This is a genomic window from Pseudomonas sp. NFACC24-1, from assembly GCF_900115235.1.
Taxonomy (GTDB): domain Bacteria; phylum Pseudomonadota; class Gammaproteobacteria; order Pseudomonadales; family Pseudomonadaceae; genus Aquipseudomonas; species Aquipseudomonas fluorescens_AA.
On sequence record NZ_FOVS01000017.1, the window covers coordinates 39,027 to 65,245 of the forward strand.

At 62.8% G+C, this 26,219-nt stretch carries 21 protein-coding genes; 6 read left to right on the plus strand and 15 right to left on the minus strand.

The window, feature by feature from the left end; translation table 11 throughout:
* Positions 1-2: 2 nt before the first annotated feature.
* The 3 genes from BM317_RS16950 to BM317_RS16960 form a co-directional block, all read right to left on the minus strand.
* Entirely contained in the window at positions 3-1,652 is a 1,650-nt protein-coding gene (locus BM317_RS16950; protein ID WP_092475309.1) for a DUF1302 domain-containing protein, read from the minus strand.
* A gap of 90 nt (positions 1,653-1,742) precedes the next feature.
* Complete coding sequence (locus BM317_RS16955; RefSeq protein ID WP_060742578.1) at positions 1,743-2,510, minus strand: coniferyl-alcohol dehydrogenase; 768 nt, start codon at positions 2,508-2,510, stop codon at positions 1,743-1,745.
* A gap of 71 nt (positions 2,511-2,581) precedes the next feature.
* Positions 2,582-4,054 carry a benzaldehyde dehydrogenase gene (locus BM317_RS16960; protein WP_092164840.1) on the minus strand — a complete coding sequence of 491 codons (1,473 nt, stop codon included), beginning with the start codon at positions 4,052-4,054 and terminating at the stop codon, positions 2,582-2,584.
* Between the two features lie 285 nt (positions 4,055-4,339).
* Here BM317_RS16960 and BM317_RS16965 point away from each other — a divergent pair, with 285 nt between their 5' ends.
* Positions 4,340-6,115, plus strand: a complete 1,776-nt coding sequence (locus BM317_RS16965; RefSeq protein ID WP_092475311.1) for a sigma-54-dependent Fis family transcriptional regulator — start codon at positions 4,340-4,342, stop codon at positions 6,113-6,115.
* Positions 6,116-6,398: 283 nt separating this feature from the next.
* Here the strand turns inward: BM317_RS16965 and BM317_RS16970 are convergent, their stop codons facing one another.
* Complete coding sequence (locus BM317_RS16970; protein ID WP_092475314.1) at positions 6,399-7,319, minus strand: helix-turn-helix domain-containing protein; 921 nt, start codon at positions 7,317-7,319, stop codon at positions 6,399-6,401.
* A 254-nt stretch (positions 7,320-7,573) separates the two neighbouring features.
* Between BM317_RS16970 and BM317_RS16975 the strand changes: the two genes are divergently transcribed.
* The gene (locus BM317_RS16975) at positions 7,574-8,347 is read left to right on the plus strand and encodes an L-iditol 2-dehydrogenase (RefSeq protein ID WP_092164845.1); all 774 of its coding nucleotides are present in this window, start codon (positions 7,574-7,576) and stop codon (positions 8,345-8,347) included.
* 194 nt (positions 8,348-8,541) lie between these two features.
* The gene (locus BM317_RS16980) at positions 8,542-9,393 is read left to right on the plus strand and encodes a CAP domain-containing protein (RefSeq protein ID WP_092475317.1); all 852 of its coding nucleotides are present in this window, start codon (positions 8,542-8,544) and stop codon (positions 9,391-9,393) included.
* A gap of 86 nt (positions 9,394-9,479) precedes the next feature.
* On the opposite strand, the gene BM317_RS16985 is transcribed toward BM317_RS16980, so the two are convergent.
* Positions 9,480-10,373: an NAD(P)/FAD-dependent oxidoreductase gene (locus BM317_RS16985; RefSeq protein ID WP_092164847.1), complete on the minus strand. Its 894-nt coding sequence runs from the start codon at positions 10,371-10,373 to the stop codon at positions 9,480-9,482.
* A 147-nt stretch (positions 10,374-10,520) separates the two neighbouring features.
* Here BM317_RS16985 and BM317_RS16990 point away from each other — a divergent pair, with 147 nt between their 5' ends.
* Complete coding sequence (locus tag BM317_RS16990; protein ID WP_092164849.1) at positions 10,521-10,988, plus strand: Rrf2 family transcriptional regulator; 468 nt, start codon at positions 10,521-10,523, stop codon at positions 10,986-10,988.
* Positions 10,989-11,102: 114 nt separating this feature from the next.
* On the opposite strand, the gene mqo is transcribed toward BM317_RS16990, so the two are convergent.
* From mqo to pedF, 10 genes are all read right to left on the minus strand, one after another.
* Complete coding sequence (gene mqo / locus BM317_RS16995) at positions 11,103-12,746, minus strand: malate dehydrogenase (quinone) (RefSeq protein ID WP_060742587.1); 1,644 nt, start codon at positions 12,744-12,746, stop codon at positions 11,103-11,105.
* 486 nt (positions 12,747-13,232) lie between these two features.
* A complete protein-coding gene (locus BM317_RS17005; RefSeq protein ID WP_092475323.1) occupies positions 13,233-14,603 on the minus strand; it encodes a hybrid sensor histidine kinase/response regulator in 1,371 nt (456 codons plus the stop codon).
* The gene (ercA, locus tag BM317_RS17010; protein WP_092475326.1) at positions 14,587-15,744 is read right to left on the minus strand and encodes an alcohol dehydrogenase-like regulatory protein ErcA; all 1,158 of its coding nucleotides are present in this window, start codon (positions 15,742-15,744) and stop codon (positions 14,587-14,589) included. The genes BM317_RS17005 and ercA overlap by 17 nt, the downstream gene beginning before the upstream one ends.
* A gap of 132 nt (positions 15,745-15,876) precedes the next feature.
* Positions 15,877-15,948 (minus strand): pyrroloquinoline quinone precursor peptide PqqA, encoded by a 72-nt coding sequence (pqqA, locus tag BM317_RS17015; RefSeq protein ID WP_003243383.1) that lies wholly within the window; start codon positions 15,946-15,948, stop codon positions 15,877-15,879.
* Between the two features lie 257 nt (positions 15,949-16,205).
* Complete coding sequence (locus tag BM317_RS17020; protein WP_092475329.1) at positions 16,206-17,726, minus strand: acetaldehyde dehydrogenase ExaC; 1,521 nt, start codon at positions 17,724-17,726, stop codon at positions 16,206-16,208.
* Positions 17,727-18,010: 284 nt separating this feature from the next.
* Complete coding sequence (locus BM317_RS17025; RefSeq protein ID WP_092475331.1) at positions 18,011-19,786, minus strand: PQQ-dependent methanol/ethanol family dehydrogenase; 1,776 nt, start codon at positions 19,784-19,786, stop codon at positions 18,011-18,013.
* 300 nt (positions 19,787-20,086) lie between these two features.
* Positions 20,087-21,025 carry a quinoprotein relay system zinc metallohydrolase 1 gene (locus tag BM317_RS17030; RefSeq protein WP_092475334.1) on the minus strand — a complete coding sequence of 313 codons (939 nt, stop codon included), beginning with the start codon at positions 21,023-21,025 and terminating at the stop codon, positions 20,087-20,089.
* A 16-nt stretch (positions 21,026-21,041) separates the two neighbouring features.
* Positions 21,042-21,797, minus strand: coding sequence for a quinoprotein dehydrogenase-associated SoxYZ-like carrier (locus BM317_RS17035; protein WP_092164857.1), 756 nt, complete (start codon positions 21,795-21,797; stop codon positions 21,042-21,044).
* A 10-nt stretch (positions 21,798-21,807) separates the two neighbouring features.
* Positions 21,808-22,683, minus strand: a complete 876-nt coding sequence (locus tag BM317_RS17040; protein WP_092164859.1) for a substrate-binding periplasmic protein — start codon at positions 22,681-22,683, stop codon at positions 21,808-21,810.
* Positions 22,684-22,688: 5 nt separating this feature from the next.
* The gene (gene pedF, locus BM317_RS17045) at positions 22,689-23,150 is read right to left on the minus strand and encodes a cytochrome c-550 PedF (RefSeq protein ID WP_092164861.1); all 462 of its coding nucleotides are present in this window, start codon (positions 23,148-23,150) and stop codon (positions 22,689-22,691) included.
* Between the two features lie 253 nt (positions 23,151-23,403).
* Here pedF and exaA point away from each other — a divergent pair, with 253 nt between their 5' ends.
* Both exaA and BM317_RS17055 read left to right on the plus strand, forming a co-directional pair.
* Positions 23,404-25,269: a quinoprotein ethanol dehydrogenase gene (exaA, locus tag BM317_RS17050; protein ID WP_092475337.1), complete on the plus strand. Its 1,866-nt coding sequence runs from the start codon at positions 23,404-23,406 to the stop codon at positions 25,267-25,269.
* A gap of 147 nt (positions 25,270-25,416) precedes the next feature.
* Complete coding sequence (locus BM317_RS17055) at positions 25,417-26,061, plus strand: pentapeptide repeat-containing protein (RefSeq protein ID WP_092164865.1); 645 nt, start codon at positions 25,417-25,419, stop codon at positions 26,059-26,061.
* The last annotated feature ends 158 nt before the right edge of the window (positions 26,062-26,219 follow it).

Sequence of the window (26,219 nt, forward strand, 5' to 3'; positions counted from 1 at the left end):
TATTAGAATGAGGTTTTCACGTAGAGCGAGACGAAGTCGCGGTCGGCCAACGACTGTCCGTAACTGAAATTGCCGTCTTCGCGCAGGCCGGCTTTCGGTGCGCCGAAGAAGTTCACGTAGTTGAGGCCGACGTCCCAGCGTTGCAGATAGGTGGCTTTGAGCCCGACACTCCAGTCACCGGAATGAGTGTTGCCGAAGCCGGATTTATTGACCGCCGATGAACGCCCATCGAGCACCACCCCCATGCCGATCGGCACGGTCAGGTCGATTCCGTCGACGATCTGGAAGTACGCCGGCTCGATCAATACCCGCAGCGCCGTGGCATCGCGGGTGGTGTTGGAATCCAGCGCGGCAGCGTTCTTGGTCACGCTCAGGGTGCGGTTCCAGGCCAGTTCGGCCAGGGCCGAGCCGCCGTCCCAGAACGCGGTGGGCGATAACAGGTAAATCGCCGACAGGTTGGCGTGGGCGGTCTTGCCCCTGGCGAACAACTCACTGTCGCCACCATCGGCCTCCATGCCGGGGGTCACCACTTGCAGGTTGCTCACCAGCGGTGCGTTCCAGCGCACCGACGTTTCACCGGCGAAGTTGAACGGGCCGTAAGCGGTGGAGAAACTGACGCCGGCGGTCTTGATGTCTTCGGCGTAGACCTGCCGATAGGAACCCAGGATCGGCAACCCCGTGGCCGCTGCCGCCGGACCGTCGAGATACGCGTACAACCCGATCGGCGCCTTGTCGTGGTACTGGGCCGCGTAGAAACCCAGCTCCAGCTCGGTGCCGCTGGGTTTGAAGCGGATCTGCATGCCGCCCTGCCCCGAATTGCGCGGCTTCAGATCGCCGCCATTGACCGTGTCGTTGCCGAACACTTCGCGCAACGGACCACTGCCGTAACCGATGGCATCGGCATCGCTCAGGTAACTGCCGGCACCGGGCAGATTGGAACGTTCCCACTCGAACTGATAGTAAGCCCCCACCGACAACTGCGGGTTGATCTGCAACTGCCCGGAGATTTGATTGACCGGACGCAGGATCTCCTTGAACTGAGTCCCCGGCACGCTGAGCAACTTGACGACGTCGGTCGGGCCTTGGGCATTGGCAATGCCGTTGCCGCCGTAGAACAGGCTTTCCCCATAGATCAGGCTGTGTCGGCCCAGGCGCGCCACGCCCTGGGAGTCTTCACCGAGGTCACCGCGCAAGAACACGAAGGCATCGAGAATTTCCGCGTCACGACCGTGGAGCTTGCGGGTTTCGCTGAGAAAATGCGGTTGCTCGCTGCTGTCGGTGTCCTGGTTGTAGATATCGTCGTACCAGGCCGCGCCGCTCACGCGCAGCCCGTAGTTTTGCCGGCTCAGGTCCATCTCGGAGAACAGGTCCAGGCGATTGGAGACCAGGCCGCTGCTGAAGTTCTTATCGCCCTGGCTCTGGATCGAGGGGTACAGGCCGTTGGCGGTTGGGGCGTTGACCAAGCGGCTTTCCTGCCCGTGCAGGCGCCAGGCCTGGCTGTATTTGATGGTGTTGTCCCAGCGCAGTTTCCAATCGGAGTCACCCAAGTCCATTTGCATGGCCTCGACCCGATCGACCATCACGCCGGTACTGCACAACGCCAGGAACAGGGCGCAATGCTTGAAACGAAAGCTATCTTTGAGGTTATCCATGGACGCTTCTCATTATTGTTATTTTTGGGCATGGCTTTGCCAGCCAACACGCTCAGGTCACGGCTCACGCCGCTTTGCGCGGGTGCGCATTCAGATGTAGGTGGAGGCCAATCCACCATCGACCGGCAGGTTGACGCCGTTGATCCAGCGCGACTCGTCGGCACACAGGAAAGCGATCACCGCCGCCACCTCATCGGCATAAGCGGGACGTTTCATGCGATGGGCATCGGCCTGGGTCCGGGCCTCGCCGAGCATGCTCACGAAGTCATCGAGGATGGGCGTGAAAACCGGGCCCGGTGCGACACTGTTCATGCGCACCGAATGCTCGAGGAACCAGGGTTGGGCCTGCAGGTAGTTCCAGACGATCAAGGCTTCCTTGAAGTACTGGTAGCAGGTCTGGTCCGGCACCGGGTGATCGGCCAGCCAGGCTTGCGCGGCGGCAAAGTCTTCGATGCGCGCCAGCGCCTTGTGCTGTTCCAGGCGTAACGGCCACTCGGCACCGAGGATCGAGGCGATGTTGACGATGCTGCCACCCGCGCTGATGCGCGGCAGCAGCGCACGGCTCAAGTGCCGCAGCCCAAGGTAGTTGACCCGCGCCAGCAGCCGCGGGTTGGCAGTGCCCGGCACGCCGGCAATGTTGCACAGGCTGTCGAGCCGTGCGGGCAGCTGTGGCAGCAACCGTTCGATGTTCTCGGCGCTGCTCAAGTCGCCCTGCACAAAACCATCCAGGGTCATGTGCGGCGCCTTGAGGTCCACGCCGATCACCTGGGCGCCGTGAGCACGCAGCAGGCTCGCCGTGGCCGCACCGATACCCGACGAGACACCGGTCACCAGCACAATCTTGTTGTCGAGTTTCATGTTGAGTCCTCTTATTATTTTTGTGTACTCGCAGGGCCCTCAGCTCATCGGGCCCACTAAAGAGCGACCTGTCAGAACGGGTAGATCGGCGCCGTATCCTTGACCGTCACCCACTGCCACTGGGTGTATTCGTCCCAGTCCGCCGGGCCGCCGACGCTGCCGCCATTGCCCGAGGCGCCGCGCCCGCCGAACGGGTTGACGCACTCATCGGCGACGGTCTGGTCATTGATGTGCAACATGCCGCACTGCAACCGCTCACCGATGGCCATGGCCCGGCCCACGGACGGGGAAATGATCGCCGCCGCCAAACCGTATTCGGTGCGATTGGCCAATTCGATGGCTTCGTCATCGGTGGCGAAGCTGACCACTGTTGCCACGGGCCCGAAGACCTCCTCGTCGAAGGCGCGCATGCCCGGCTTCACGCCGCTGAGCACCGTGGCCTGGTAGAACAGCCGATCGTGATCGCCGCCGGCCTCCAGTCGGGCCCCGGCGAGCACGGTGTCGCTGACAATGTCGTGCACCCGTTGCAACTGCCGCTGATTGATCAGTGGCCCCATGGCGGCTTCTTCCCGAGCGGCATTGCCGAGGGTCATGGCCTGAGCCTTTTCCACCAGTTTGCGGGTCAGCTCGGCGGCGATGGACTCATGGGCGAGAATCAACCCGGTGGCCATGCAGATCTGCCCTTGGTGCAGCCAGGCGCCCCAGGCCGCGTTCCGGGCCGCGAGGTCGAGATCGGCGTCTTCGAGAATGATCAGTGGGTTCTTGCCGCCCAACTCCAGGGCGACCTTCTTCAGGTTGCGCCCGGCCACCTCAGCGACCTTGCGACCGGCGCCGGTGGAGCCGGTGAAGGCGATCATGCGCACATTAGGATCGCGGCACAGCGCCTCCCCGGCATCCGCCGCGCCGGGCAGCACTTGCAGCAAGCCCTTGGGCAGGCCTGCCACTTCGAACAACCGGGCAATAAGAAAACCGCCACTCACCGGAGTCTGCGGATCCGGCTTGAGCACCACTGCGTTGCCCGCCGCCAGGGCCGGCGCGACGGAGCGCATGGACAGCACCAGGGGAAAATTGAAGGGGGAAATCACCCCGACCACGCCATGGGGCTGGCGCCGCGCATAGGACAGGCGCCCTGCCTCGCTGGGCAGGACCACCCCATGGGCCTGGGACAGCAGACCGGCGGCCTGATGCAACAGCACGATGGCTTCGCGCATTTCGTGCTGGCCCTTGAATAGCGCGGCACCAGTCTCCCGGGCCACGTACAACGCCAGCTCGTCGAAGGACTGCTCGGCCACGTCGGCGGCCTTGCGGAAGATCGCCGCCCGTTGCCGCGGGCCCAGCGCCGCCCACGCCGGCTGCGCCAGGGCAGCCTCGCGACTGGCCTTGGCAATGTCGGCGGTGTCGGCCATGGCACAGCGCATCAACCGCTCACCGGTGGCCGGCTCGATGATCGATTGCAGCGGGCCCGAGGCAGGCACCCAGTCACCGTTGAAGACACATTCCGATTCGATCACCTGGGACAGCAGGTGGCTTTTGGGTGCAGACATTTAACACTCCCGGCTCTTTGTTGTTGTCATCGTTTGCCGCACCTGGAAGGTATCGACGCAAACGCCGTGCAAGTGCTTGAGCAAGCGCTGTGCCGGTTTTGCCCGCAAGCCTTGATAAACCTGGCGCAAGGCTCTGGCTCAAGGTTCTTCGCCAGGCATGACGCACCGGGCGCCTGCGTCGATCTGGCCGTTGGCCATCTGCCGCTTGTTCATTTGATAAAGTTATGCTTAATAACTATCTGGCCAGGTGATCATTTCGATCACCCCGTCATCAGGGGCATAACAATGAATAATCCCCACTGCCAGTTGCCGGATCATCGAATCGCCACCGAGCATTTCCATCCACGGGGGGATAGCAACGAGTTGAGCGACAGCAGTTCGCCCACCCCGGCAGAACTCACCGCCTGCCTGTTTTTCTCCCCCGACGATGGCCGTATCTGGCTCAACGACCAGCGCATGTTGCTGCTGCACAGTTCCTCCTTCGGTGCATTGCGCCGGGAAATCATCGAACGCCAGGGGCTGGAGCAGGCCCGAGGCATGCTCACCCGCACCGGTTATTCCTCCGGCGCCCGCGACGCCCGGCTGATTCGTGAACGCTGGCCCCACGCCGATGCCGCGGCGGTGTTTCGCGCCGGCACGCATCTGCATACCCTCGAAGGCATGACCAAGGTCGAACCGCTGCATTTCAAGTTCGACGCCGACTCGGGGTTCTATGAGGGGGAATTTCTCTGGCATCACTCCTGCGAGGCCGACGAGCATGTCGCCGCCTATGGCACCGGGCAGGATCCGGTGTGCTGGACCGAACTGGGCTACGCCATCGGTTTCGTCAGCGGGCTGTTCGGGCAACTGGTGGTCTTTCGCGAAGTGGAATGCCGGGGCATGGGCCACGAACGCTGCCGAGTCGTCGGCAAGACCGCTGAACAATGGGGTGATATCGAGCAGGACCTGAATTACCTCAACGCCTCGCCGCCGACCGTAGTCGCCCGCGCCGACACTCAGTCCGACAGCGTGGCCGGAACCGTCCCGTTGCCGGACAGCGAACAGCCACTGATCGGTGCCAGCGCCGCCTTCAACGCCGCGACCCAGGCTTTACAACGGGTGGCCTTGACCCCTGCCACCGTGTTGGTCAGCGGCGAATCCGGCGTGGGCAAGGAGATGTTCGCCCGTCAGTTGCACCAACTGAGTCGCCGCCGTGAGGGCCCGTTCATTGCCCTCAACTGCGCGGCCATCCCCGACAACCTGATCGAGGCTGAACTGTTCGGCGTCGAGCGCGGAGCCTACACCGGCGCCACCCATTCACGCCCCGGTCGTTTCGAGCGCGCCCACGGTGGCACGTTGTTCCTGGATGAGATCACCTGCCTGAGCCTGGCCGGGCAAAGCAAGTTGCTGCGTGCCTTGCAGGAGCGGGAAATCGAACGGGTCGGCGGCGGCCATGGCATCAAGGTCGATGTGCGCGTCGTGGCGGCCACCAACATCGACCTGCGCAAGGCCGTGGCGGACGGCGCGTTCCGTGAAGACCTGTTCTACCGGCTCAACGTCTACCCCATCGCCCTGCCGCCCTTGCGCGAGCGCCGCGATGACATACCGTTGCTGATCAACGCCTTTCTCACGCGCTTTTGCCAGGAATACGGCCGTACGCCGATGGGCCTGACCATGCGCGCCTTGAAGGTACTGTTGCGCTATGACTTTCCGGGCAACGTGCGGGAATTGCAGAACCTCATCGAACGGGGCCTGATCGCCAGCGAAGAAGGCCAGGCCATTGACCTGGTCCATCTGTTTCGCAATGAGCAATTGCCGGTGGACGCCTACTCGGTGGACCACCTCGGCAGCCTCTCGCCGATGGGCCTGGCCGCCAACGATGCCGTGGAAAAACCGGCGCTGCTCCAGTCCCTCAGCCAACTGGACGCGGACTTCTCCATTGACGGCCTGGAATCACGCCTGATCAACGAAGCCCTGCAACTGAGCAGCGGCAACCTCGCAGCCGCCGCACGCTCGTTGGGGCTGAGCCGGGCGCAGTTCGCGTATCGATTGAAGAAGCATCAAAAAGGTGTCCCGGGCTGAACACCGAACCTGGGAGATGCTGCAAAGGCAGGTCTTGGGGCCGCTTCGCGACCCAGCGGGAGCAAGCTCCCTCGCCACGGGTGTGTCGCCGGCCTTAAATAAACAACATTACCTGTGGGAGCGAGCTTGCTCGCGATGGCGATGGGTCAGTTGGCATTGATATTGGCTGTGTTGACGTCATCGCGAGCAAGCTCGCTCCCACAATGGATCCGTGGTGTTCCTTGCACCCGCGTCCACCGCCAATCCCCCTGTGGGAGCTGAGCAAGCTCGGCTCCCACAGGGGTTACCGGGTGGCGGCTCCGTCAAGCAGGGCAAAAGCGGCCCGCCGATACTCGCTGGGGGTCTGGTTCATCTCGATGCGGAAGTGCCGGTTGAAGTTGGACAGGTTGTTATAGCCCACTTCAAAACAGATGTCGGTCACCGGCATCTCACTTTGCAACAGCAAACGGCAGGCGCGCTGGACCCGCAGCTTGCGCATCAAATCGATGAAACCGTGCCCGGTGATGCGCTTGAAGAACCGCGAGAAGCCCGGCTCGCTCATGGCCAATTGGCGGGCGATCACCGACAGGCGCAGGTCGCCGGTGAGTTCGGCTTGCAGGTACTCGAACGCTTTGTGGATGCGCTCGGAACTGCGCGCATCCAGGGTCGGCGCATAGCAAGGGCTCGCCAGGCTCAGGGCCTCGTCACCGGGAGCTTGATTGAGGGTGTGGAGCAGCTCCAGGAACAGCGTCAATCGCGCCAGCCCATGGGCCGGGCCGATGGCTTCCAGCAGGTGCGCGGCCTGCTGCGCCGTGTTGCCACCGAAGGCCAGGCCACGGCGGGCGCGCTCGAACAGCCCCTGCAGGTCCCCCAGTTCAGGCAAGGTGCGACGCAAGGCCAGCAACGTGGCGCCGTCGAATTGCAACACCACGTCGCGCCCGGCCAAGTACTCCCCCGGCGCAAGGTCACCCATCCAATCGTGGGGCAAGTCCGGACCGATCATTGCCACATGGCCCGGGCCAAACGGGCCAATGTAATCCCCCGCCAACAGTTTGCCGCTGCCCTGGCGGATCAGGTGGATTTCGAATTCAGGGTGATGGTTCCAGCGCGCCAGCGGGTACGGGTAGTCATGCTCGTACCAGCGAAAACTGTGTTCGGGCTCGGGCAGGATGACTTCCAGTTCGGCCGGTCGCTGCTCGAACAGGGGCGTTCGGTGATCAGGCATGTCGCGCCTCTTTTATCGTTATATCGGGCACCTTACGCCGAGTGCGCGGCGCTCCGCCAGCCTCGGCCCGACCGCCCACCGATACTTTTTTAACCCACGCTGGCGACACCGGCACAAGTTAAAAAAGTACCACCTCACCATCCTGCGCGGGTTTGTCGGTTTTCAGCGGCACTGCTGTAATCGGCCTGCCATCGCCATTTGGTGAGTGCGACGCTGATTACCCTCTGAAGCCATTGCAGCAAGGACCAAGCCCCATGAAACGACTGGAAGGAAAAAATGCCCTGGTGACCGGCGCCGCCCGGGGTATCGGCAGGGCGTTTGCCCAGGCCTATATCAACGAAGGCGCCACGGTGGCGATCGCCGACATCGACCTGAAACGGGCCCAGGCCACCGCCGCCGAACTGGGCGACAGCGCCTACGCGGTCAAAATGGACGTAACCGACCAAGCTTCCATCGACCAGGCCATCGCGGCCGTGGTAGCCCGGGCCGGCAAGCTGGATATCCTGATCAACAACGCCGCGCTGTTCGACCTGGCGCCCATCGTGGACATCACCCGCCAGAGCTACGAACGGCTATTTTCCATCAATGTCGCCGGCACACTGTTCACACTGCAGGCGGCGGCACGGCAGATGATCCGCCAGGGCCACGGCGGGCGGATCATCAACATGGCCAGCCAGGCGGGCCGGCGGGGCGAGGCCCTGGTGGCGGTCTATTGCGCCACCAAGGCAGCGGTGATCAGCCTGACCCAGTCCGCCGGGCTGGATCTGATCAAGCATCGGATCAACGTCAACGCCATTGCCCCCGGCGTGGTGGATGGCGAGCATTGGGATGGCGTGGACGCGCTGTTCGCCCGCCACGAAAACCTGCCGCAAGGGGAAAAGAAGCGCCAGGTCGGACAACAGGTGCCCTATGGCCGGATGGGCACCGCGGAAGACCTCACCGGAATGGCGATTTTCCTGGCCTCGGCGGAGAGTGAATACGTGGTGGCGCAGACGTACAACGTCGATGGCGGTAACTGGATGAGCTAATAATCCGGGTTTTTATGGCCTTGAAACGACGGAAATGGACTTATTCGCTTGAAAATTGATCCCAGTACTTGAGGATTGTCCCGAACGGTACCCAACGGTGCCGTTCCAAGGGATTTCAAGAGAGCGTGAATACCGTTGCCCCAGCGGGGCAAAAATTGCGCATCATAGGCGCCGTCCGCTCAAGGGAGATTTACATGCGTGCCATTTCATCCGTCATGGGTCTTGTCGTGCTGTCGCTGGGCCTGGTGTTCACCACCAGCGCCACGGCCACCGAAGAGACGCAACTGGTCGAGTCCATCAACCTTTACCGCAGCCAATCCCAAAGCTGTGCCGGCCAGGCCTCGCTGGAGCTGCCGCCGCTGGCCATGGACTCCCGGCTGATCCTGTCGGCCAATGGCATTGGCGACCTGCAGCAGGCGCTGGCGCGGGCGGCCTATCCCATGGTCAACGTGCAAGCCATCAGCCTGTCCGGGCCGCGCGATGCGCAATCGGCCATGAAAGCCGTGCAGGAAAGCTTCTGCCAGGTGGTGCTCGACCCGCAGTTCGTTGATATCGGCGTCAGCCGCCTGGATCGCGAATGGCGCATCGTGCTGGCGCGCCCGTTGTTGTCGGCGCGCCTGGGTGATTGGCAAACCGAAGGCCAGAAACTGCTGAAACTGATCAACAGTGCCCGCGCCCAGCCGCGTCGCTGCGGCACCGAAGCCTTCGCCGCCACCACGCCGCTGGCTTGGAACGCCACCTTGGCCCTGGCCGCCGTCACTCACACCCGGGCCATGGCCAACAACAATTTCTTCGACCACAAGGACCGCGACAACCGCACGCCGGGCGACCGCGCCGAACTGGCTGGCTATCTGGGCCAATTGATCGGCGAGAACATCGCCGCCGGGCAGGACACGGCCCTCAAGGTCGTGGACGGCTGGCTGGCCAGCCCGGGGCACTGCGCCAACCTGATGAACCCGCAGTTCCGCGAATTGGGCGCCGGGTATGCGACCGATCCGAAAAGCGATGCGGGGATTTATTGGACGGCGATGTTTGGCACCCAGTAGTACCGGCACCGGCACCGGCGCCATCGCGAGCAAGCTCGCTCCCACAGGGCTCAGTGCCTCAATAGGGGAACGAGCCTGCTCGCGATTCAATGCCCCCCGAAGATCAACGACCGATGCACGCCTGAGCCCGCCCTCACCCCGTCTCCCACCGACAGCGCCACCGAGCCGAAGGGCATGGCCGCGTCGCCACAGGCGAACACCCCTGGCACGCTGGTTTCCCGGGTCATGTCGCTCTGGATGAAGGCCCCCATCGGCCCGTCCTCGAATTCACATCCCAGGGACTCGGCCAACGGACTGGCGACGCGGGTGCGAGGCAGGACAAACAGACCATCGATGCTCACCACTCGACCATTGGCCAACACCACGTCGGCCCGGTCGCCTTCGATGCGCTCGATGGGCTCGGGCACCATCGTGACTCCGCGTCGCTCCAGGCTGGCACGCTGCTCAGGGTCGGGCTCGAACACGCCGCGCGTGAAGAACGTGGTCGGCCCCCAGTCCGGAAGCATCAACGCATGGTGCAAGGACATTTCCGAGGTCGCCAGCACGCCGATCGGCCCTTGCTCCAGCTCATAGCCATGGCAATACGGACAATGAAACACGCTCTTGCCCCAGCGCTGCGCCAGCCCTTCCACGTCGGGCAAATCATCGATCACACCGGTGGCCAACAGCAGCCGGCGGGCATCGAAGCACTGCCCGTCGCTCGTTGCCAGGGTAAAGCCGTCCGCCACCTTGCCGGCATTGATCACCGTGCCCGATACCCATTCAACGGTCGGATAGGCCATCAGTTGGCGGCGCGCATCCTCGGCGATGTCCCCGGGAGCCCGGCCATCCTGACCGAGAAAGCCATGGGAGCTGGCAGCGAAGCGATTGCGACGCTGACCGGCATCGATCACCAATACCTTGCGCCGGGCACGGGCCAGTTGCAGGGCTGCGGACATACCGGCGTAGCTGCCGCCTGCGATGATGACGTCATAGCGCATGATCATTCTCCAAGAAAGGTTTCGACGGGTGCGGCGAAGTCACGACACATCGTAAGTTCCCTGAAAAGCGCCTGTCAACGATCTCGTAACTTTTACAATTACAGGCGATACTCACACCCGCCTCCGCCATGGAATACCGCAACGATCATGAGAACCGACACCCGCCTGTCCCGCATGCTGCATGTGCTGATCCACATGGGCCGCCACCAGCAATCCGCCACCTCCGATACCATTGCGCAGATGCTGGGCACCAACCCGGTGGTGGTGCGTCGGACCATGGCCTTGCTCAAGGAAAAGGGCTATGTCACGTCGGAAAAAGGCCATCGCGGCGGCTGGACCTTGAGCAAGCCGCTGTCGGAGATGACCTTGCTGGATATCCATCAGGCCTTGGGCAGCACGTCGATCTTCGCCATCGGCCTGTCCACCGATCATCCGCAATGCTTGGTCGAACAAGCGGTGAATGCGGCGTTGACGGATGCGTTCGATGAGGCCCAGGCGTTGCTGCTCAAGCGTTTGGGGGCGATTACCCTGGCGCAGTTGGCGGAGGATTTTGATCTGCGGTTTCGACAGATTTGCGCAGAGGACGGGGCTGACCTTTCGCGGATGGGGCATTGATGTTGGCGGGTGTACCGCCATCGCGAGCAAGGTCGCTCCCACAGGGTTAACCGAGCCCCAAAAAAACGCCGCTCAATGAGCGGCGTTTTTTTACCTCACCAGACAGCGTCCGGCTTACAGCGCCATGTCAGCCGCTGGGTTGGCTTCACGGGCTTCCGCCGGCTTGGCCGGTGCCGCTGGGGCGCCTGGCTTGCCGATGGCCGGTGGCGGGTCCAGTTGCAGGACCTCGCTGGTGTAGGCCCATTCCTGGGCTACGCGCTCAGGGCTATCGTTGAGCTTGGTGCCGTAGCTCGGCACGATCTGGTGCAGTTTTTCCTGCCAGGCCGGGCTGGCAACCTTGTCCTTGAAGACCTTCTCAAGCACGGTCAGCATGATCGGTGCAGCGGTCGAGGCGCCAGGCGAAGCACCCAGCAGGCCGGCGATGCTGCCGTCCTGGGAGGCAACCACTTCGGTGCCGAGTTTCAGGACGCCGCCCTTCTCTTCGTCACGCTTGATGATCTGCACGCGCTGACCGGCCTGCCACAGGCGCCAGTCTTCTTGCTTGGCTTCCGGGAAGTACTCTTTCAGGGCGTTGAAGCGATCTTCATCCGACAGCATCAGCTGGCCGGCCAGGTATTCGACCAGTGGATACTGTTCGATACCGACCTTGGTCATCGGCCACATGTTGTGGGTGGTGGTGCTGGTCAGGAGGTCGAAGTACGAGCCGTTCTTCAGGAACTTGGTGGAGAACGTTGCGAACGGGCCAAACAGGATCACGCGCTTGCCATCGAGCACACGGGTGTCCAGGTGTGGAACCGACATCGGCGGTGCGCCCACCGAAGCCTTGCCGTACGCCTTCGCCAGGTGCAGCTGGGCAACGGTCGGGTTTTCGGTGACCAGGAACGAACCACCCACCGGGAAACCTGCGTATTCACGGGCTTCCGGGATGTCGGACTTCTGCAGCAGGTGCAACGCCCCGCCACCGGCGCCGATGAACACGAACTTGGCGTCGGTCTCGGTTTCGGTACCGTCTTTCAGGTTCTTGTACGAAACGCGCCAGGTGCCGTCTTCGTTGCGGGTGATCTCTTCCACTTCGCTGGACAGCTTGAGGGAGAAGTTCGGCTTGGTTTGCAGGTAAGCCGCGAATTGACGAGTGATTTCGCCGAAGTTCACGTCAGTACCCAGGGGACTCCAGGTGGCCGCGACTTTCTGGCTCGGGTCACGCCCTTGCATCATCAGCGGAACCCACTTGCTGATCTGCTCGCGATCTTCGGAATACTGCATGCCGGCGAACAACGGGCTGGCCTGGAGGGCTTCGTAGCGCTTCTTCAGGAACGCGATGTTCTCGTCGCCCCACAAAAAGCTCATGTGCGGCGTGGAGTTGATGAACGAACGCGGGTTCTTCAGCACACCGTTCTTGACCTGCCAGGACCAGAACTGGCGGGAGATCTGGAAGGCTTCGTTGATTTCGATGGCCTTGGAGATATCGACCTTGCCGTTCTTGTCTTCCGGCGTGTAGTTCAGTTCAGCCAAAGCAGAGTGACCGGTACCGGCATTGTTCCAGCCGTTGGAGCTCTCTTCGGCAACACCGTCCAGGCGCTCGACCATTTCCATGGTCCAGCCCGGCTCCAGCTCATTGAGCCAGACGCCGAGTGTCGAGCTCATGATGCCCCCACCGATGAGCAAGACATCCACTTTTTTTGGCTCGGCGGCGTGCGTGGTCGCAAGACCCATCGCCATCGCCAGGCCCAGTAGCGCCGTGTGTGTTTTCTTCAACATGTGTGTATCCCTAGGATGGAACGCCATTCCGCCCTCCGGTCCTGATCAATGATAGACCACATCCACGGCCAGCAAAGCCAGGGGGATGGGATCGAGACGGACTGGAGGATGGACCTACAGGGCCGAGCAGTTCGTCGGCCTCTCGTTTATGTCTCTCCGGCGCTGACTTCTTGTAGGTCTTGGCTTCAGCTGGGTGAGGGACGCTGCGAAATGGTGATTATCGAGCTGGCATAGCCGCGCCCGATTGTCGCAGCGGGGGGAGTTTACATAAGGAAATAAACAGATCGAAGCGCATTTTTACATTCTTGGCAAAAACGCCGACCAAATGACAGCATTTTAATGGCCCTCGCGACGAATTCGTGTAGGAGCTGTCGAGTGTAACGAGACTGCGATCTTGCCCTGGCCGCTTGAGTCCTAAGCGGATGAATTAAAGGATCGCAGCCTCGCTGCACTCGACAGCTCCTACAGAGTATCTACAACACAAACCTATCCGAGCATCTGACTCAACACCGCCCGCAACTTGCCAGGCTTGACCGGTTTGTTCAGCAGCGGTGCATCCAGTTTGCGCAAGGCGCGGCGGCACTGGTCGCTGCGGTCGGCGGTGATGATCACCGCCGGGATCGCCTGGCGAAAATGCTCGCGCAGGTGCTTGACCACTTCACAGCCCACGACCCCATGATCCAGGTGGAAATCCGCCAGAATCAGCTCCGGCGCCCGCCCCTGCAGCACGTCAAGGGCACCCGCCTCGTCGGTGGCGGTCAACACGTCGCAGCCCCATTGCCCCAACAGCGCGGCCATGCTTTGCAGGATGCTCAGCTCATTGTCGATCACCAACAAGCGCCGCCCCGGCAGCGGGTTGCCGGCGACCGCCTGTACCGGGGCCAGCGACACGGGCAATGGTTTTTCGCTGGACAGCGGCACCTCGATACTGAACACCGAGCCCCGTCCCGGCCGCGAACGCACCTGCACCCGGTAGCCGAGGATATGGGCGATGCGTTCGACAATCGCCAACCCCAGGCCCACGCCTTTGCGATCCGCCGCCCGGCCGACGTCCAGTTGATTGAATTCGAGGAAAATCGACTCCAGGCAATCGGCGGCGATCCCCCGCCCCGTGTCCCAGACTTCCAGGCTCAAGCGCCCTCCCCGGCGTCGGGCCGCCAGGAGAATGCCGCCTTGGTCGGTGTAGCGGCAGGCATTGCTCAGCAGATTGCGCAGGATACGGCTGATCAATCGCAGGTCGGTCAGCACCGCTTCGTCGCCAAACCGCACTCGCAGCTCCAACCCGGCGGCACCGGCCACCGATTGAAACTCCGACACCAGCGGCCCCAGCAACTCATCCAGCCGATATGGCGCCAGGTCGGGCTTGACGGCGGCCTGATCCAGCCGGGAAATGTCCAGCAGGTCGGTGAGCAGGTCTTCGGCGCCTTCGAGCGCCTGGTGGGTGCGTTCGACCAGCACGTGCTCGGCGGCAGGCAGTTCGCGTTCACGCAACGTAGAGATCAGCAAGCGAGCCGCGTTCAGTGGCTGCAACAGGTCATGGCTGGCGGCGGCCAGGTATTTGTCCTTGCTGCGGTTGGCGGCCTGGGCGACGTCCCGGGCATCGCGCAACTGCTGTTCTACCCGTTCGCGCTGGGCAATCTGCTGCTGCAGGTTGTGGTTGGCTTCCAACAGCGCATCGGTGCGCTCGGCCACCCGCTGCTCCAGTTGGTCGTTGAGCTGTTGCAGGTGTTGCCGGGCCTGTTCCAGCTCATCGAGGCGCGCCGTCAGTTCCGGATAATGACTCTTGCGCGTCGAGTGATTACCCAGCCCCAGCAGTCCCTCCAAGGCTTTTTGGAGCTCGTCAGAGGGCTTCGCCATAGACGACCTCGACATCCCGCTGGCTCGACTCCCGAGGATTGGTGAGGATGCACGGGTCGTGCATCGCATGTTGCGACAGGAACGGGATATCCGAGGTGCTCACGCCGTGCAGGCCCAGGGTTTCGTGGAAACCGATGGTGTGCTTGAGGGCAATCAGGTGCTCCACCAGGCGGGTGCGGATCTCCCGGTGATTGAGCCCCCGGCAATCGATGCCCAGGGTCTCGGCAATCACCTTGAAACGCTCCGGTGCCGAGTTGTAGTTGAACGCCACCACGTGCTCCACCAATACCGCGTTGCACAGGCCATGGGGCAAATCGAGGAACCCGCCCAGGCTGTGGGACATCGCGTGCACAGCCCCGAGGATCGCATTGGAGAACGCCAGCCCGGCCTGCATGCTGCCCAGCATGATTTTTTCCCGCAGAGCGATGTCCGCCGGATTGGCGATCATCTGCACCAGGTTGCCATTGATCAGGCGCATGGCTTCCAGGGCATGGGGGTCGGTCAACGGGCCGTGACCGGTGGACACGAACGCCTCGATGGCATGCACCAGCGCATCGATGCCGGTACAGGCGGACAGGAACGGATCCATGCTCAGGGTGGTTTCCGGGTCGATCAGCGACACGTCCGGTACCGCCGCCTTGCTGACGATGGAGAATTTCATGCGTTCTTGCTGGTTGGAGATGATCACGAATTGCGACACGTCAGCCGACGTCCCCGCCGTGGTGGGTATCAGGATCAGCGGCGGGCTGGGCACGTTCAGGGTGTCGACGCCTTCGAACTCGAGGATATTGCGGCCGTGGGCAACGACAATGCCGATGCCTTTGCCGCAATCCATCGGGCTACCACCGCCCACCGCGACGATGACATCGCAATGGTTTTCCCGGTACAGGTCGGCACCGAGCATCACTTCCTCGACCCGTGGATTGGGCGAGACCGCGCTGTAGAGGCAGTAATCGATACCTTGGGCCTGGAGACTGGCCTCGACGTCCGCCACCCAACCGGCGGCGATGACCCCGGGATCGGTGACGATCAGCACTTTGCGTGCCCCGAAGGTCTTGGCGTAGTTGCCGACATTGTGCCGACAACCGGCACCGAACATGATTTCAGGAGAAACGAACTTGCGCAGCGGGCTGAGGCTCATCTTTTCAGTTACGTGGCTCATTGGTAAGCCTGTTGTTATTGTCAGGGGATACCTTGAGCCTAAAGCATCCCGCTGTGAATGCAATCAGACCAATGGGTAGCCCGGCCTGAATGTTCCAGGCCGGGCCAGCACTCATCGGTTGGCGAAGTACATCGTCACTTCAAAGCCGATACGCAGGTCGGTGTACGCGGGTTTAGTCCACATGGGTCTTTCCTCTTCTTGTACCGGGCGATTCCGGCAAGGTCATTAATGCACGCCACGCCTGGGGCTCGAATGCTACTTTCGAAGCGGTGGGTGGGGTGCGTTGGTAGCACAGGCCATTCGATCGTTCCCGCGCTCTGCGTGGGAATGCCTCAACGGACGCTCCGCGTTCGGCTTTTTGGGACGCGGAGCGTCCCGGGCTGCATTCCCACGCAGAGCGTGGGAACGATCAACTCTGCGTGGGAACGATCCCCCGTAGGTTAGAAGAACCCCAACGGATTGATGTCGTAGCTCACCAGCAGGTTCTTGGTCTGCTGATAGTGATCGAGCATCATCTTGTGGGTTTCACGCCCCACGCCGGACTTCTTGTAGCCACCGAACGCGGCATGGGCCGGGTACAGGTGGTAGCAGTTGGTCCACACGCGACCGGCCTTGATCGCCCGGCCCATGCGGTAGGCGCGGTTGATGTCGCGGGTCCACAGGCCGGCACCGAGGCCGAACTCGGTGTCGTTGGCGATCGCCAGGGCTTCGGCTTCGTCCTTGAAGGTGGTCACACCCACCACCGGGCCGAAGATCTCTTCCTGGAACACACGCATTTTGTTGTGGCCCTTGAGCAGGGTCGGCTGGATGTAATAGCCGCTCGACAAGTCACCTTCCAGGTGCTCGGCCGCACCACCGGTCAGCAACTCGGCGCCCTCTTCCCGGGCGATCTCCAGGTAGGAAAGGATCTTGTCGTATTGCTGCTGGGAAGCCTGGGCACCGACCATGGTCTCGGTATCCAGCGGGTTGCCGCGCTTGATCTTGGCGATTTTCTTCATCACCTCGGCCATGAACGGCGCATAGATCGACTCTTGCACAAGCGCACGGGACGGGCAGGTGCAGACCTCGCCCTGGTTGAAGAACGCCAGTACCAGGCCTTCGGCGGCCTTTTCGATGAAGGCCGGCTCGGCCTGCATGATGTCTTCGAAGAAGATGTTCGGCGACTTGCCGCCCAGCTCCACGGTGGACGGGATAATGTTCTCGGCGGCGCATTTCATGATGTGCGAGCCCACCGGGGTGGAGCCGGTGAAGGCGATCTTGGCGATGCGCTTGCTGGTGGCCAGGGCTTCGCCGGCTTCACGGCCAAAACCATGGACAATATTCAGCACGCCAGGTGGCAGCAGGTCGGCGATCAGTTCGATAAACACGGTGATCGACAGCGGCGTCTGCTCGGCCGGCTTGAGCACGATGCAGTTACCGGCGGCCAGGGCCGGGGCGAGTTTCCAGGCGGCCATCAGCAGCGGGAAGTTCCACGGGATGATCTGCCCGACCACGCCCAGGGGTTCGTGGAAGTGATAAGCCGTGGTCAGTTCGTTGATCTCGGCGGCCCCGCCCTCTTGGGCGCGGATGCAACCAGCGAAATAACGGAAATGGTCAGCCGACAGCGGCACGTCGGCATTGAGGGTTTCGCGCACGGCCTTGCCGTTGTCCCAGGTTTCTGCAACGGCGAGGACTTCCAGGTACTGCTCGATGCGGTCGGCGATTTTCAACAGCACCAGGGAGCGGTCCTGCACCGAGGTCTTGCCCCAGGCGTCGGCGGCGGCATGGGCGGCATCCAGGGCCTTGTCGATGTCGGCGGCGCTGGAGCGTGGGAATTCGGCAATGACTTCGCCATTGACCGGGGACGTGTTGGTGAAGTACTCGCCGTTGACCGGCGCGACGAATTCGCCGCCGATGAAATTGCCATAGCGCGGCTTGAAGGAAACGACGGCGCCTGGGGTTCCGGGTTGTGCGTAGATCATGATGGGGCCTCTGCCTGGTCGATGCCTGTCACGGGACAAGCGATAGGCCGATGGTAGAGAGCCCCGCAGGCCGGACGAATGCGTCGTTGGCAGGGGGGGCTCTCGTTATTTGGTCGTAGATTTTGAATTTCTGGGATGCGAGGACCAACTATGGGCGCGGTCCATTGTGGCGAGGGGATTCATCCCCGCTGGGCTGCGAAGCAGCCCCAAATTTTCTGCGAGCGCTGCGCACTCGAGCGGGGATGAATCCCCTCGCCACAAGGACCGCGCCCGGCCCGTTCAACTCAGCGTTTGGCCACCAACGCTTTCGGCAACTTGAAGGTCCAGAGCATGCCGCCCTGGTTGAAGTCTTTCACACGCTTGGCCACCTCGCCGCCCCACAGCGGCACCGCGCCGCCCCACCCGGACACCACGGAGACGTATTGCTCGCCGTCCATTTCCCAGGTGATGGGCGAGCCAAGCACGCCGGAGCCGGTCTGGAATTCCCAGACCTTTTCCCCGGTCTTGGCGTTGAAGGCCTGCAGGAACCCTTCAGGCGTCCCGGTGAACACCAGGTTACCCTTGGTGGTCAGCACCCCGCCCCACAGTGGCGCATAGTTCTTGTGGCGCCAGACTTCCTTGCCAGTCTTCGGGTCGATGGCCCGCAGTACACCGATGTAATCCTCGTTCAGCGGCTTGATGGTGAAGCCGGCCCCGAGGAACGCCGCGCCTTTCTTGTAGGCGATGCCTTCGTTCCAGATGTCCATGCCCCATTCGTTGGACGGCACGTAGAACAGGCCAGTGTCCTGGTTATAGGCCATGGGCATCCAGTTTTTCGCGCCGAGGAACGCCGGTGCCACGAACACCGAACTGCCCTTGGCTTCGCTGCCCGGAGCACCCGGACGGCTGGCCTCGTTGTAGATCGGCCGGCCGTCCTTGTCCAGGCCGGTGGCCCAGGTGATCTTGTCGACAAACGGGAAGCCGCGGATGAATTTGCCGTTGGTGCGGTCAAGCACGTAGAAGAAGCCGTTACGGTCGGCGGTGGCCGCGGCCTTGATGTCCTTGCCGCCTTCCTTGTAGTTGAACGAGATCAGTTCGTTGACGCCGTCATAGTCCCAGCCGTCGTGCGGCGTGCTCTGGAAGTGCCATTTGATGGTGCCGTCGTCCGGGTTCAGGGCCAGACGCGAGGAGGAATAGAGGTTGTCGCCAGGACGCAGGTGGGAGTTCCATGGCGCCGGGTTGCCGGTGCCGAACAGCAACAGGTTGGTTTCCGGGTCGTAGTAGCCGCCCAGCCAAGGCGCCGCACCGCCGGTCTTCCAGAGATCGCCCGGCCAGGTCTTGCCCGCCTCGCCACCGGAAATGCCATTCTCGACCGCCTTGCCGTCCTTGTAGACGTAGCCCATGTGGCCTTCCACGGTCGGACGGGTCCACAGCAGTTCGCCGTTCTTCGGATCATAGGCGCTGATCTGGCCCACCACACCGAACTCGCCACCGGCCACGCCCGTGATCAGCTTGCCGTTGACGATCAGCGGTGCGGCGCTGATGGAATAGCCTTCCTTGTGGTCGGCGACCTTCTTGCTCCACACCACTTTGCCGGTGTCCTTGTTCAATGCCACCAACTTGGCGTCGAGGGTGCCAAAGAACACCAGGTCGCCGTACAGCGCTACGCCACGGTTGATCACGTCGCAGCAAGGGCGGATGTCATCGGGCAGACGCGCATCGTACTGCCACAGTTTCTTGCCGGTGCGCGCATCCACGGCAAACACCCGAGAATAGGAACCGGTGAGGTACATCACCCCGTCCTTGATCATCGGCTGGGCTTGCTGGCCGCGCTGCTTTTCACCACCGAAGGAAAACGCCCAGACCGGACGCAGGTCCTTGACGTTGTCGGTGTTGAGGGTGGCAAGCGGGCTGTAGCGCTGGCCCTGGACGCCCAGGCCATTGGTCACGATCTGCTCGGGGTTCTTCGGGTCCTGGAGAATTTCCTGATCGGTCACGGCTGCAAGGGCCGAACCGGACAGCAGCATGGCGCTGAGCAGCAGGCTCACGGCGAAGGGTTGGCGACGTGCGGGATGACTCATGACGGCTACCTCTGCGGTTATTGTTATACCCGGGAAATTTTCCCGGTCTGCCACAGATTCTTGGCCTCGGGGCCGCTGCCAACAATTGCCCGCTGTGTTGAGTTTTCTAGTTCCTTGGTACATGTGGGGCCGTTGCCTGTGTCCACAATGCCTGCGACGGGCCCATTTGTGGCGAGGGGATTTATCCCCGTTGGGGCGCGAAGCGGCCCTTTATCTTCTGCTGACGATCAGGGTGGCTGGACTGGCTCATGGGGCTGCAAGCCCAGCGGGGATAAATCCCCTCGCCACAGGGGTGTGTCTTCAGCCTGGGTCATGGGCATCTACCCGCGTCATCACCGCCCGTTCATAACGTGGATAGAGATGGCTGACGCTACGAATCAACTCATACCGACTCAGGCTGATCCCGGCGAAGCGTTCGGGGATGGGGCTGCGGATCATCTCGGCCATGTCGTCGCCGCGGGTCGCGCCGTCGCGCAGCAGTTGGTCGAGCCAGCCCAGGTAATCGCGCATCTGCGCAAAGGGTCGGGCGTCAGTCGCCACTGGGCCATGGCCGGGCACGATCTGCTTCCAAGGCAAGGCCTGCAGGGTGTCCAGGTCTTTGAGCCAGACCTCCAGCCCCGGGCTGTTGGGGGTGGTCAGGGCCCGTTCGTAGAACACCAGGTCGCCGGCGAACAATACGCCGGTGGTTTCGTCGAGGATGGCCAGGTCGGCCCCGGTATGCCCGGCCAGTTGCAGCAATCGCAACCCATGATTGCCCACCTTGAGCACACCGGGCGTCAACACTTGGCTGGGCAGCACCACCTCGGTGCCGCGCATCCAGTCGCCCACCAGCCGGTACATGTTTTCCGCCATGGCATCGCCCTGTTGCCGCAGCAAGTCCGTGGTCCCGGCCAAGGCACCGATGGGCACGTCGCTGAACGCCTGGTTGCCCAATACGTGGTCGGGGTGATGGTGGGTCAGCAAGACTTGGATGACCGGCTTATCGGTGGTCGCCGCAATGGCCTGGCGCAGGGCTTCGCCGTAGCGCTTCGACGGCCCGGTGTCGATCACCACCACGCCGGCATCGGTGACGATGAAGCCGGTATTGACGATGTTACCGCCGTTGGTCTTGGCAAAGTTTTCGGTGCTGCCTTCCAGCAGCCAGGTGCCTTCGGCGATCTGCCGGGGCTTGAGTGAATAATCGGTGGCGGACCATGCCGGCAGGCACAGGCCAAGACAGATCAATAACAGCCAGCGCATGGCGCGTTCCTTCTGGTCAGGGAATGGCCGCCTCGAACGCGTTGCCGCTGTTGTCGCGCAGCATCAGGCGGGTCTGTCCCGGGCCTTGGATATCGAAGCCCAGGTTGGGGTTTTCGCTGACCGCCGGGAACAGCTCCAGGCGCGCCAGCAGCTTGCCGTCGGCGTCCAACAGTTGCGCCTGGTTGATAAAGAATTCCGGGATGCCGCTCACCAGGCCGTTGTCCATGGGGTGGGCAATTTGCAGGCGCAAGCGACTCGACTCCCCTCGCGGATACCGCCCACCCAGCACCTCGCCCAGGTGCTCTTCCCAACCCGGCTGGGTGCGCACCACGCTGGGCGCGGTACAGCCACCACCCGCCGCGTCGATCAGGGTCGAACCGACGTGCCAGAGGCCATCGCGGGTCTGCACGGCGGCCCGCAACGGCGTGGCCTGCTCGATACGAATACGGATCGACAACCAGGGCAGCACCCGCTCCCCCGGGTGGAAGTCGACGATCTTCGGCAACGGATTCAATTCGGCCCAGGCCAGCACCCGTACGACGTCGCCGGCAAAGGCCCGGGCATCGATTTCCAGTGGTACCTGGCGCGCGTCTTCGGCAAAGGGCGGTGCCAGCAACCGAACCCGCTCGTCGAACACGAACGGCGCGTCCCCCAACAATTGCTTGTGATAGAAGGCCCACATCACCGACGGCACCGGATCCTTTCCTGGCTCGACCGCCATCGCCAGCCACGGCAGGCACCACAACAGCAGGCCATACGCTCGCCAGTTCATCCCTGCGCTCCTATTGGTACATCTCGGGCACTTCGTAACGCAGGCCGTAATGGGCGTAGACAGCCTTGACGCTGCCGTCACGGATCAAGCCTTCCAGTGCCTCTTCCACCGCATAGGCCAACTGACGGTTGCTTTCATGCACCGCCATGCCGATTTCCCAGCGCTGCTTGCCCATGTTCGGATAGGCATTCTCCGCCAGTGCCAGTTGCGGATCGGCCGCCTCATGCACTTGCCAGTCGATTTCCCCACGCATGGCCATGACCGCGTCGACCTCGCCAGCCTGCATGGCCCCGAAGGCTTTGGCGACACTGGGGTAATGGCGGGTCTTGGCGCTGAGCATGCCGTTGAACACCGAGGTCAGGTAGAACGACGGCACGCTGTCGACCTCCACCCCGATAGGGTGCTGCTGGAATACCGCGACGCTGCCCACCGAATCCAGCCGGCGACGGTCATACGCCACCTGCCAGCACTCCTGCTGGTAAGGCCCGAACATCACCACCTGGGCATTTTCCAACTCACCCACGTCGTTGCGGCGTTGCACATAGTCGTGATCGTACGGGACGCGCATCATCAGGTCGGCCAGTTGCCGGTCATGCAGCGGACTGCTGCGCCAGATGTAGTCGCGCAGATCGTCATCGAGCTTTTCGCCGGGCGGCGCCCAGATCAGTTGCAGGCGCACACCCAGCGCATTGGCCAAGGACTGGGCCAGTTCGACGTCGACCCCCCTGGGCTGGCCCTGGTCTTCGAAGCTGTAGGGGGCGAAGTCCTTGTAGACCGCCACCTTCAGTTCCCCGGCGGCGATCATCTGATCGTAGCTGCGCACCTGGGCCTGAACCGCCTGGGCACCCAGCAACACGCAGCAGATTACCCAGGCGAACCAGCGCATGGCGATCACTCCTCGACGTGCACGCTGTCGAGATAGGTGCGCACGGCCCACAAGGCTTCCTGGCTCAGGTAATCGGCCATCTTCGGCATATAGACCCGACCGTCGCGCACCGCGCCGTGGCGTACGCGCTCGACGAACCATTCATCACCGGCTTCGGCTGCGTCCAACATGCGCAGGTCCGGGGCGATCCCACCGGACTTGGCTTCCAGGCCATGGCACGCGGCGCAGTTCTGGTTGTAGGCCGAGGCGCCGATTTCCACAGCTTTGTCACGCTCGGGAGAACTGCGGTATGGGTTCTGCGAAGCCCAGCCATCGCCGTCAAGCGGCAGGTTGGTGTCCTTGACCGGGGTCAAGCCTTTGGTTTCCACTGCCTGGGGCACTACGTTGCCGTGGGCCCACGCGGAGCCTGCGCCGATCAGCCCCATCAGCAGTGCGGTAGCGATGATGGCGTTGCATTTTGTTGTCATTGTTATGCCCTCTGGATTGCACGCATGACCTCTCTGCAGAGGCCGTGCCGTCATCTTAGGAACCACACCGCCACAGCCGAATGCTGCTTTGGTGGCCGCGGTCTAGTTCCTTGGTAGCAGGCCATCCGACGCAAGTCGCAAAGACAGGCGGTTCGGGAAGTCTTCCCGGCAAAGGCGGGACTTTTTCCGTATCGGCCAGGCACCGGCGCGACCCAACCTAGTCAGGCCAAAACCTTCACTGGGAACTGCCACCATGAGAATAAAAATGCTACCCGCCCTCTCCTCCTTGACTGTTGCCTTGCTGTTGGCCGGCAGTCTGTCGCTGAGCCCCTTGGCCAGCGCCGCGACGCCAGGGGTCAGTTGGGAAGACATTGCCAACGACCACCTGACCACCCAGGACGTGCTGCAATACGGCATGGGCACCAACGCCCAGCGCTGGAGCCCGCTGGCCCAGGTCAACGACAAGAACGTGTTCAAGCTCACCCCCGCCTGGTCCTACTCGTTCGGTGACGAGAAGCAGCGCGGCCAGGAATCCCAAGCCATCGTCAGCGATGGCGTGGTCTACGTCACCGGTTCCTACTCGCGGGTGTTCGCCCTCGACGCCAGGACCGGCAAACGCCTGTGGACCTACAACCACCGGCTGCCGGACAACATTCGCCCGTGCTGCGATGTGGTCAACCGCGGCGCGGCCATCTATGGCGACAAGATCTACTTCGGCACCCTGGATGCGCGGGTGGTCGCCCTGGACAAGAACACCGGCAAGGTGGTGTGGAACAAAAAATTCGGTGATCACGCCGGCGGCTACACCATGACCGGCGCACCGGTGCTGATCAAGGACAAGACCAGCGGCAAGGTGCTGCTGATCCACGGCAGCTCCGGCGACGAGTTCGGCGTGGTCGGGCAGTTGTTTGCCCGCGACCCGGACACCGGCGAAGAAGTCTGGATGCGCCCGTTCGTCGAAGGCCACATGGGCCGTCTCAACGGCAAGGACAGCACCCCGACCGGCGACGTCAAGGCGCCCTCCTGGCCCGACGACAAGACCACCGAAACCGGCAAGGTCGAAGCCTGGAGTCATGGCGGCGGCGCACCTTGGCAGAGCGCCAGTTTCGACGCCGAGACCAACACCATCATCGTCGGCGCGGGCAACCCCGGCCCGTGGAACACCTGGGCGCGCACGGCCAAGGACGGCAACCCCCACGACTACGACAGCCTCTACACCTCGGGCCAGGTCGGTGTCGACCCAAGTACGGGCGAGGTGAAGTGGTTCTACCAACACACGCCCAACGACGCTTGGGACTTCTCCGGCAACAACGAGCTGGTGCTGTTCGACTACAAGGACAAGGACGGCAAGGTGGTCAAGGCCACCGCCCACGCCGACCGCAACGGCTTCTTCTACGTGGTGGACCGCAACAACGGCAAGCTGCAGAACGCCTTCCCCTTCGTCGATAACATCACCTGGGCCAGCCACATCGACCTGAAGACCGGCCGCCCCGTGGAAAATCCCGGCCAGCGCCCGGCCAAGCCACTGCCCGGCGAAACCAAGGGCAAGCCGGTGGAAGTCTCGCCTCCGTTCCTCGGCGGCAAGAACTGGAACCCCATGGCCTACAGCCAGGACACCGGCCTGTTCTACGTCCCCGGCAACCAGTGGAAAGAGGAATACTGGACCGAAGAAGTGAACTACAAGAAAGGCTCGGCCTACCTGGGCATGGGCTTCCGTATCAAGCGCATGTACGACGATCACGTCGGCAGCCTGCGGGCGATGAACCCCACCACCGGCAAGGTGGTGTGGGAGCACAAGGAACCGCTGCCGCTGTGGGCCGGCGTGCTGGCGACCAAGGGCAACCTGGTGTTCACCGGCACTGGCGACGGATTCTTCAAGGCCTTTGATGCGAAAACCGGCAAGGAGCTGTGGAAGTTCCAGACCGGCAGCGGCATTGTCTCCCCGCCCATCACCTGGGAACAGGACGGCGAGCAGTACATCGGCGTGACCGTCGGCTACGGCGGCGCCGTACCGTTGTGGGGCGGTGACATGGCAGAACTGACCAAGCCCGTAGCCCAGGGTGGGTCGTTCTGGGTGTTCAAGATTCCGAGTTGGGATAAGGCGACCGCGCAGAAATAGCCCGATCCCACCTGAATCCTGATCGATACAACAATCCCCTGTGGGAGCGAGCTTGCTCGCGATGGCGCCGCGTCAGTCAACATCAATGCCGGCTGAACCACCGCCATCGCGAGCAAGCTCGCTCCCACAATTGCCCGAGTTCATGCCATGAGATGCTTGTCATTGCTGCTTCTGTTCGTTGGCGCCTTGGCCAACGCCGACGACCTCGACACCCCACTCACCCTCAACGGCTGCGTCATCGCCGAAGCCAGCCAATGCCCCGGCGCCAACCTGCGTGGCGCAAAACTGGCGAACCAGGACCTGCGCAAGATGAACCTCAGCGGTGCCGACCTGCGCGACGCCGACCTGCGGCACGCGCGGCTGGACCTGGCCAACCTCGAGAAAGCCCAGCTGCAGGGCGCCAACCTAACCCGCGCCAGCCTGCAACAAAGCAACCTGCGCCTGGCGGACTTCAGCGGCGCCACGCTCAAGGCGATCCAGGGCTGGGGGCTATTCGCCCAGGGCACGCAGTTCCAACGTGCCGACCTGACCGCCGCCTACCTTCAGTTCGCCCGCTTGTCCGGCGCGCGGCTGCAAGGTGCCAACCTGCAGGCCGCTGACCTGGAGATGGCCTGGCTGAGCAAGGCCGACCTCAAGGGCGCCGACCTGCGCGACGCCAACCTGCAGGAAGCAAAGCTCGGCGAAAGCAACCTGGAACAGGCCAACCTGAGCGGTTCTCGCCAGCACTATGGAAATTTCCAGGATGCGAATATGGAAGGCTGCACCGGCTGCCCGACTTCTTGGGATCAGTAAGGATTGCCACAGAACCCTGTGGCGAGGGGATTTATCCCCGTTGGGCTGCGAAGCAGCCCCTGGAGCAGCTCACTCAGTGAATCTGACACACCGAGTTGTCAGGTTTTGGGGCTGCTTCGCAGCCCAGCGGGGATAAATCCCCTCACCACCGTTGACCA

Excerpts from the sequence above, each read along its gene's own strand:
- BM317_RS16950 (WP_092475309.1), bottom strand. The coding sequence starts at position 1,652 with ATGGATAACCTCAAAGATAGCTTTCGTTTCAAGCATTGCGCCCTGTTC.
- BM317_RS16990 (WP_092164849.1), top strand. The coding sequence starts at position 10,521 with ATGAGAACCGACACCCGCCTGTCCCGCATGCTGCATGTGCTGATCCAC.
- BM317_RS16985 (WP_092164847.1), bottom strand. The coding sequence starts at position 10,373 with ATGCGCTATGACGTCATCATCGCAGGCGGCAGCTACGCCGGTATGTCC.
- BM317_RS16975 (WP_092164845.1), top strand. The coding sequence starts at position 7,574 with ATGAAACGACTGGAAGGAAAAAATGCCCTGGTGACCGGCGCCGCCCGG.
- pedF (WP_092164861.1), bottom strand. The coding sequence starts at position 23,150 with ATGACAACAAAATGCAACGCCATCATCGCTACCGCACTGCTGATGGGG.
- BM317_RS16955 (WP_060742578.1), bottom strand. The coding sequence starts at position 2,510 with ATGAAACTCGACAACAAGATTGTGCTGGTGACCGGTGTCTCGTCGGGT.
- BM317_RS17005 (WP_092475323.1), bottom strand. The coding sequence starts at position 14,603 with ATGGCGAAGCCCTCTGACGAGCTCCAAAAAGCCTTGGAGGGACTGCTG.
- BM317_RS17035 (WP_092164857.1), bottom strand. The coding sequence starts at position 21,797 with ATGAACTGGCGAGCGTATGGCCTGCTGTTGTGGTGCCTGCCGTGGCTG.
- ercA (WP_092475326.1), bottom strand. The coding sequence starts at position 15,744 with ATGAGCCTCAGCCCGCTGCGCAAGTTCGTTTCTCCTGAAATCATGTTC.
- BM317_RS17030 (WP_092475334.1), bottom strand. The coding sequence starts at position 21,025 with ATGCGCTGGCTGTTATTGATCTGTCTTGGCCTGTGCCTGCCGGCATGG.
- BM317_RS17040 (WP_092164859.1), bottom strand. The coding sequence starts at position 22,683 with ATGCGCTGGTTCGCCTGGGTAATCTGCTGCGTGTTGCTGGGTGCCCAG.
- BM317_RS17055 (WP_092164865.1), top strand. The coding sequence starts at position 25,417 with ATGAGATGCTTGTCATTGCTGCTTCTGTTCGTTGGCGCCTTGGCCAAC.
- mqo (WP_060742587.1), bottom strand. The coding sequence starts at position 12,746 with ATGTTGAAGAAAACACACACGGCGCTACTGGGCCTGGCGATGGCGATG.
- BM317_RS17025 (WP_092475331.1), bottom strand. The coding sequence starts at position 19,786 with ATGAGTCATCCCGCACGTCGCCAACCCTTCGCCGTGAGCCTGCTGCTC.
- BM317_RS16970 (WP_092475314.1), bottom strand. The coding sequence starts at position 7,319 with ATGCCTGATCACCGAACGCCCCTGTTCGAGCAGCGACCGGCCGAACTG.
- BM317_RS16960 (WP_092164840.1), bottom strand. The coding sequence starts at position 4,054 with ATGTCTGCACCCAAAAGCCACCTGCTGTCCCAGGTGATCGAATCGGAA.
- BM317_RS16980 (WP_092475317.1), top strand. The coding sequence starts at position 8,542 with ATGCGTGCCATTTCATCCGTCATGGGTCTTGTCGTGCTGTCGCTGGGC.
- BM317_RS16965 (WP_092475311.1), top strand. The coding sequence starts at position 4,340 with ATGAATAATCCCCACTGCCAGTTGCCGGATCATCGAATCGCCACCGAG.
- BM317_RS17020 (WP_092475329.1), bottom strand. The coding sequence starts at position 17,726 with ATGATCTACGCACAACCCGGAACCCCAGGCGCCGTCGTTTCCTTCAAG.
- exaA (WP_092475337.1), top strand. The coding sequence starts at position 23,404 with ATGAGAATAAAAATGCTACCCGCCCTCTCCTCCTTGACTGTTGCCTTG.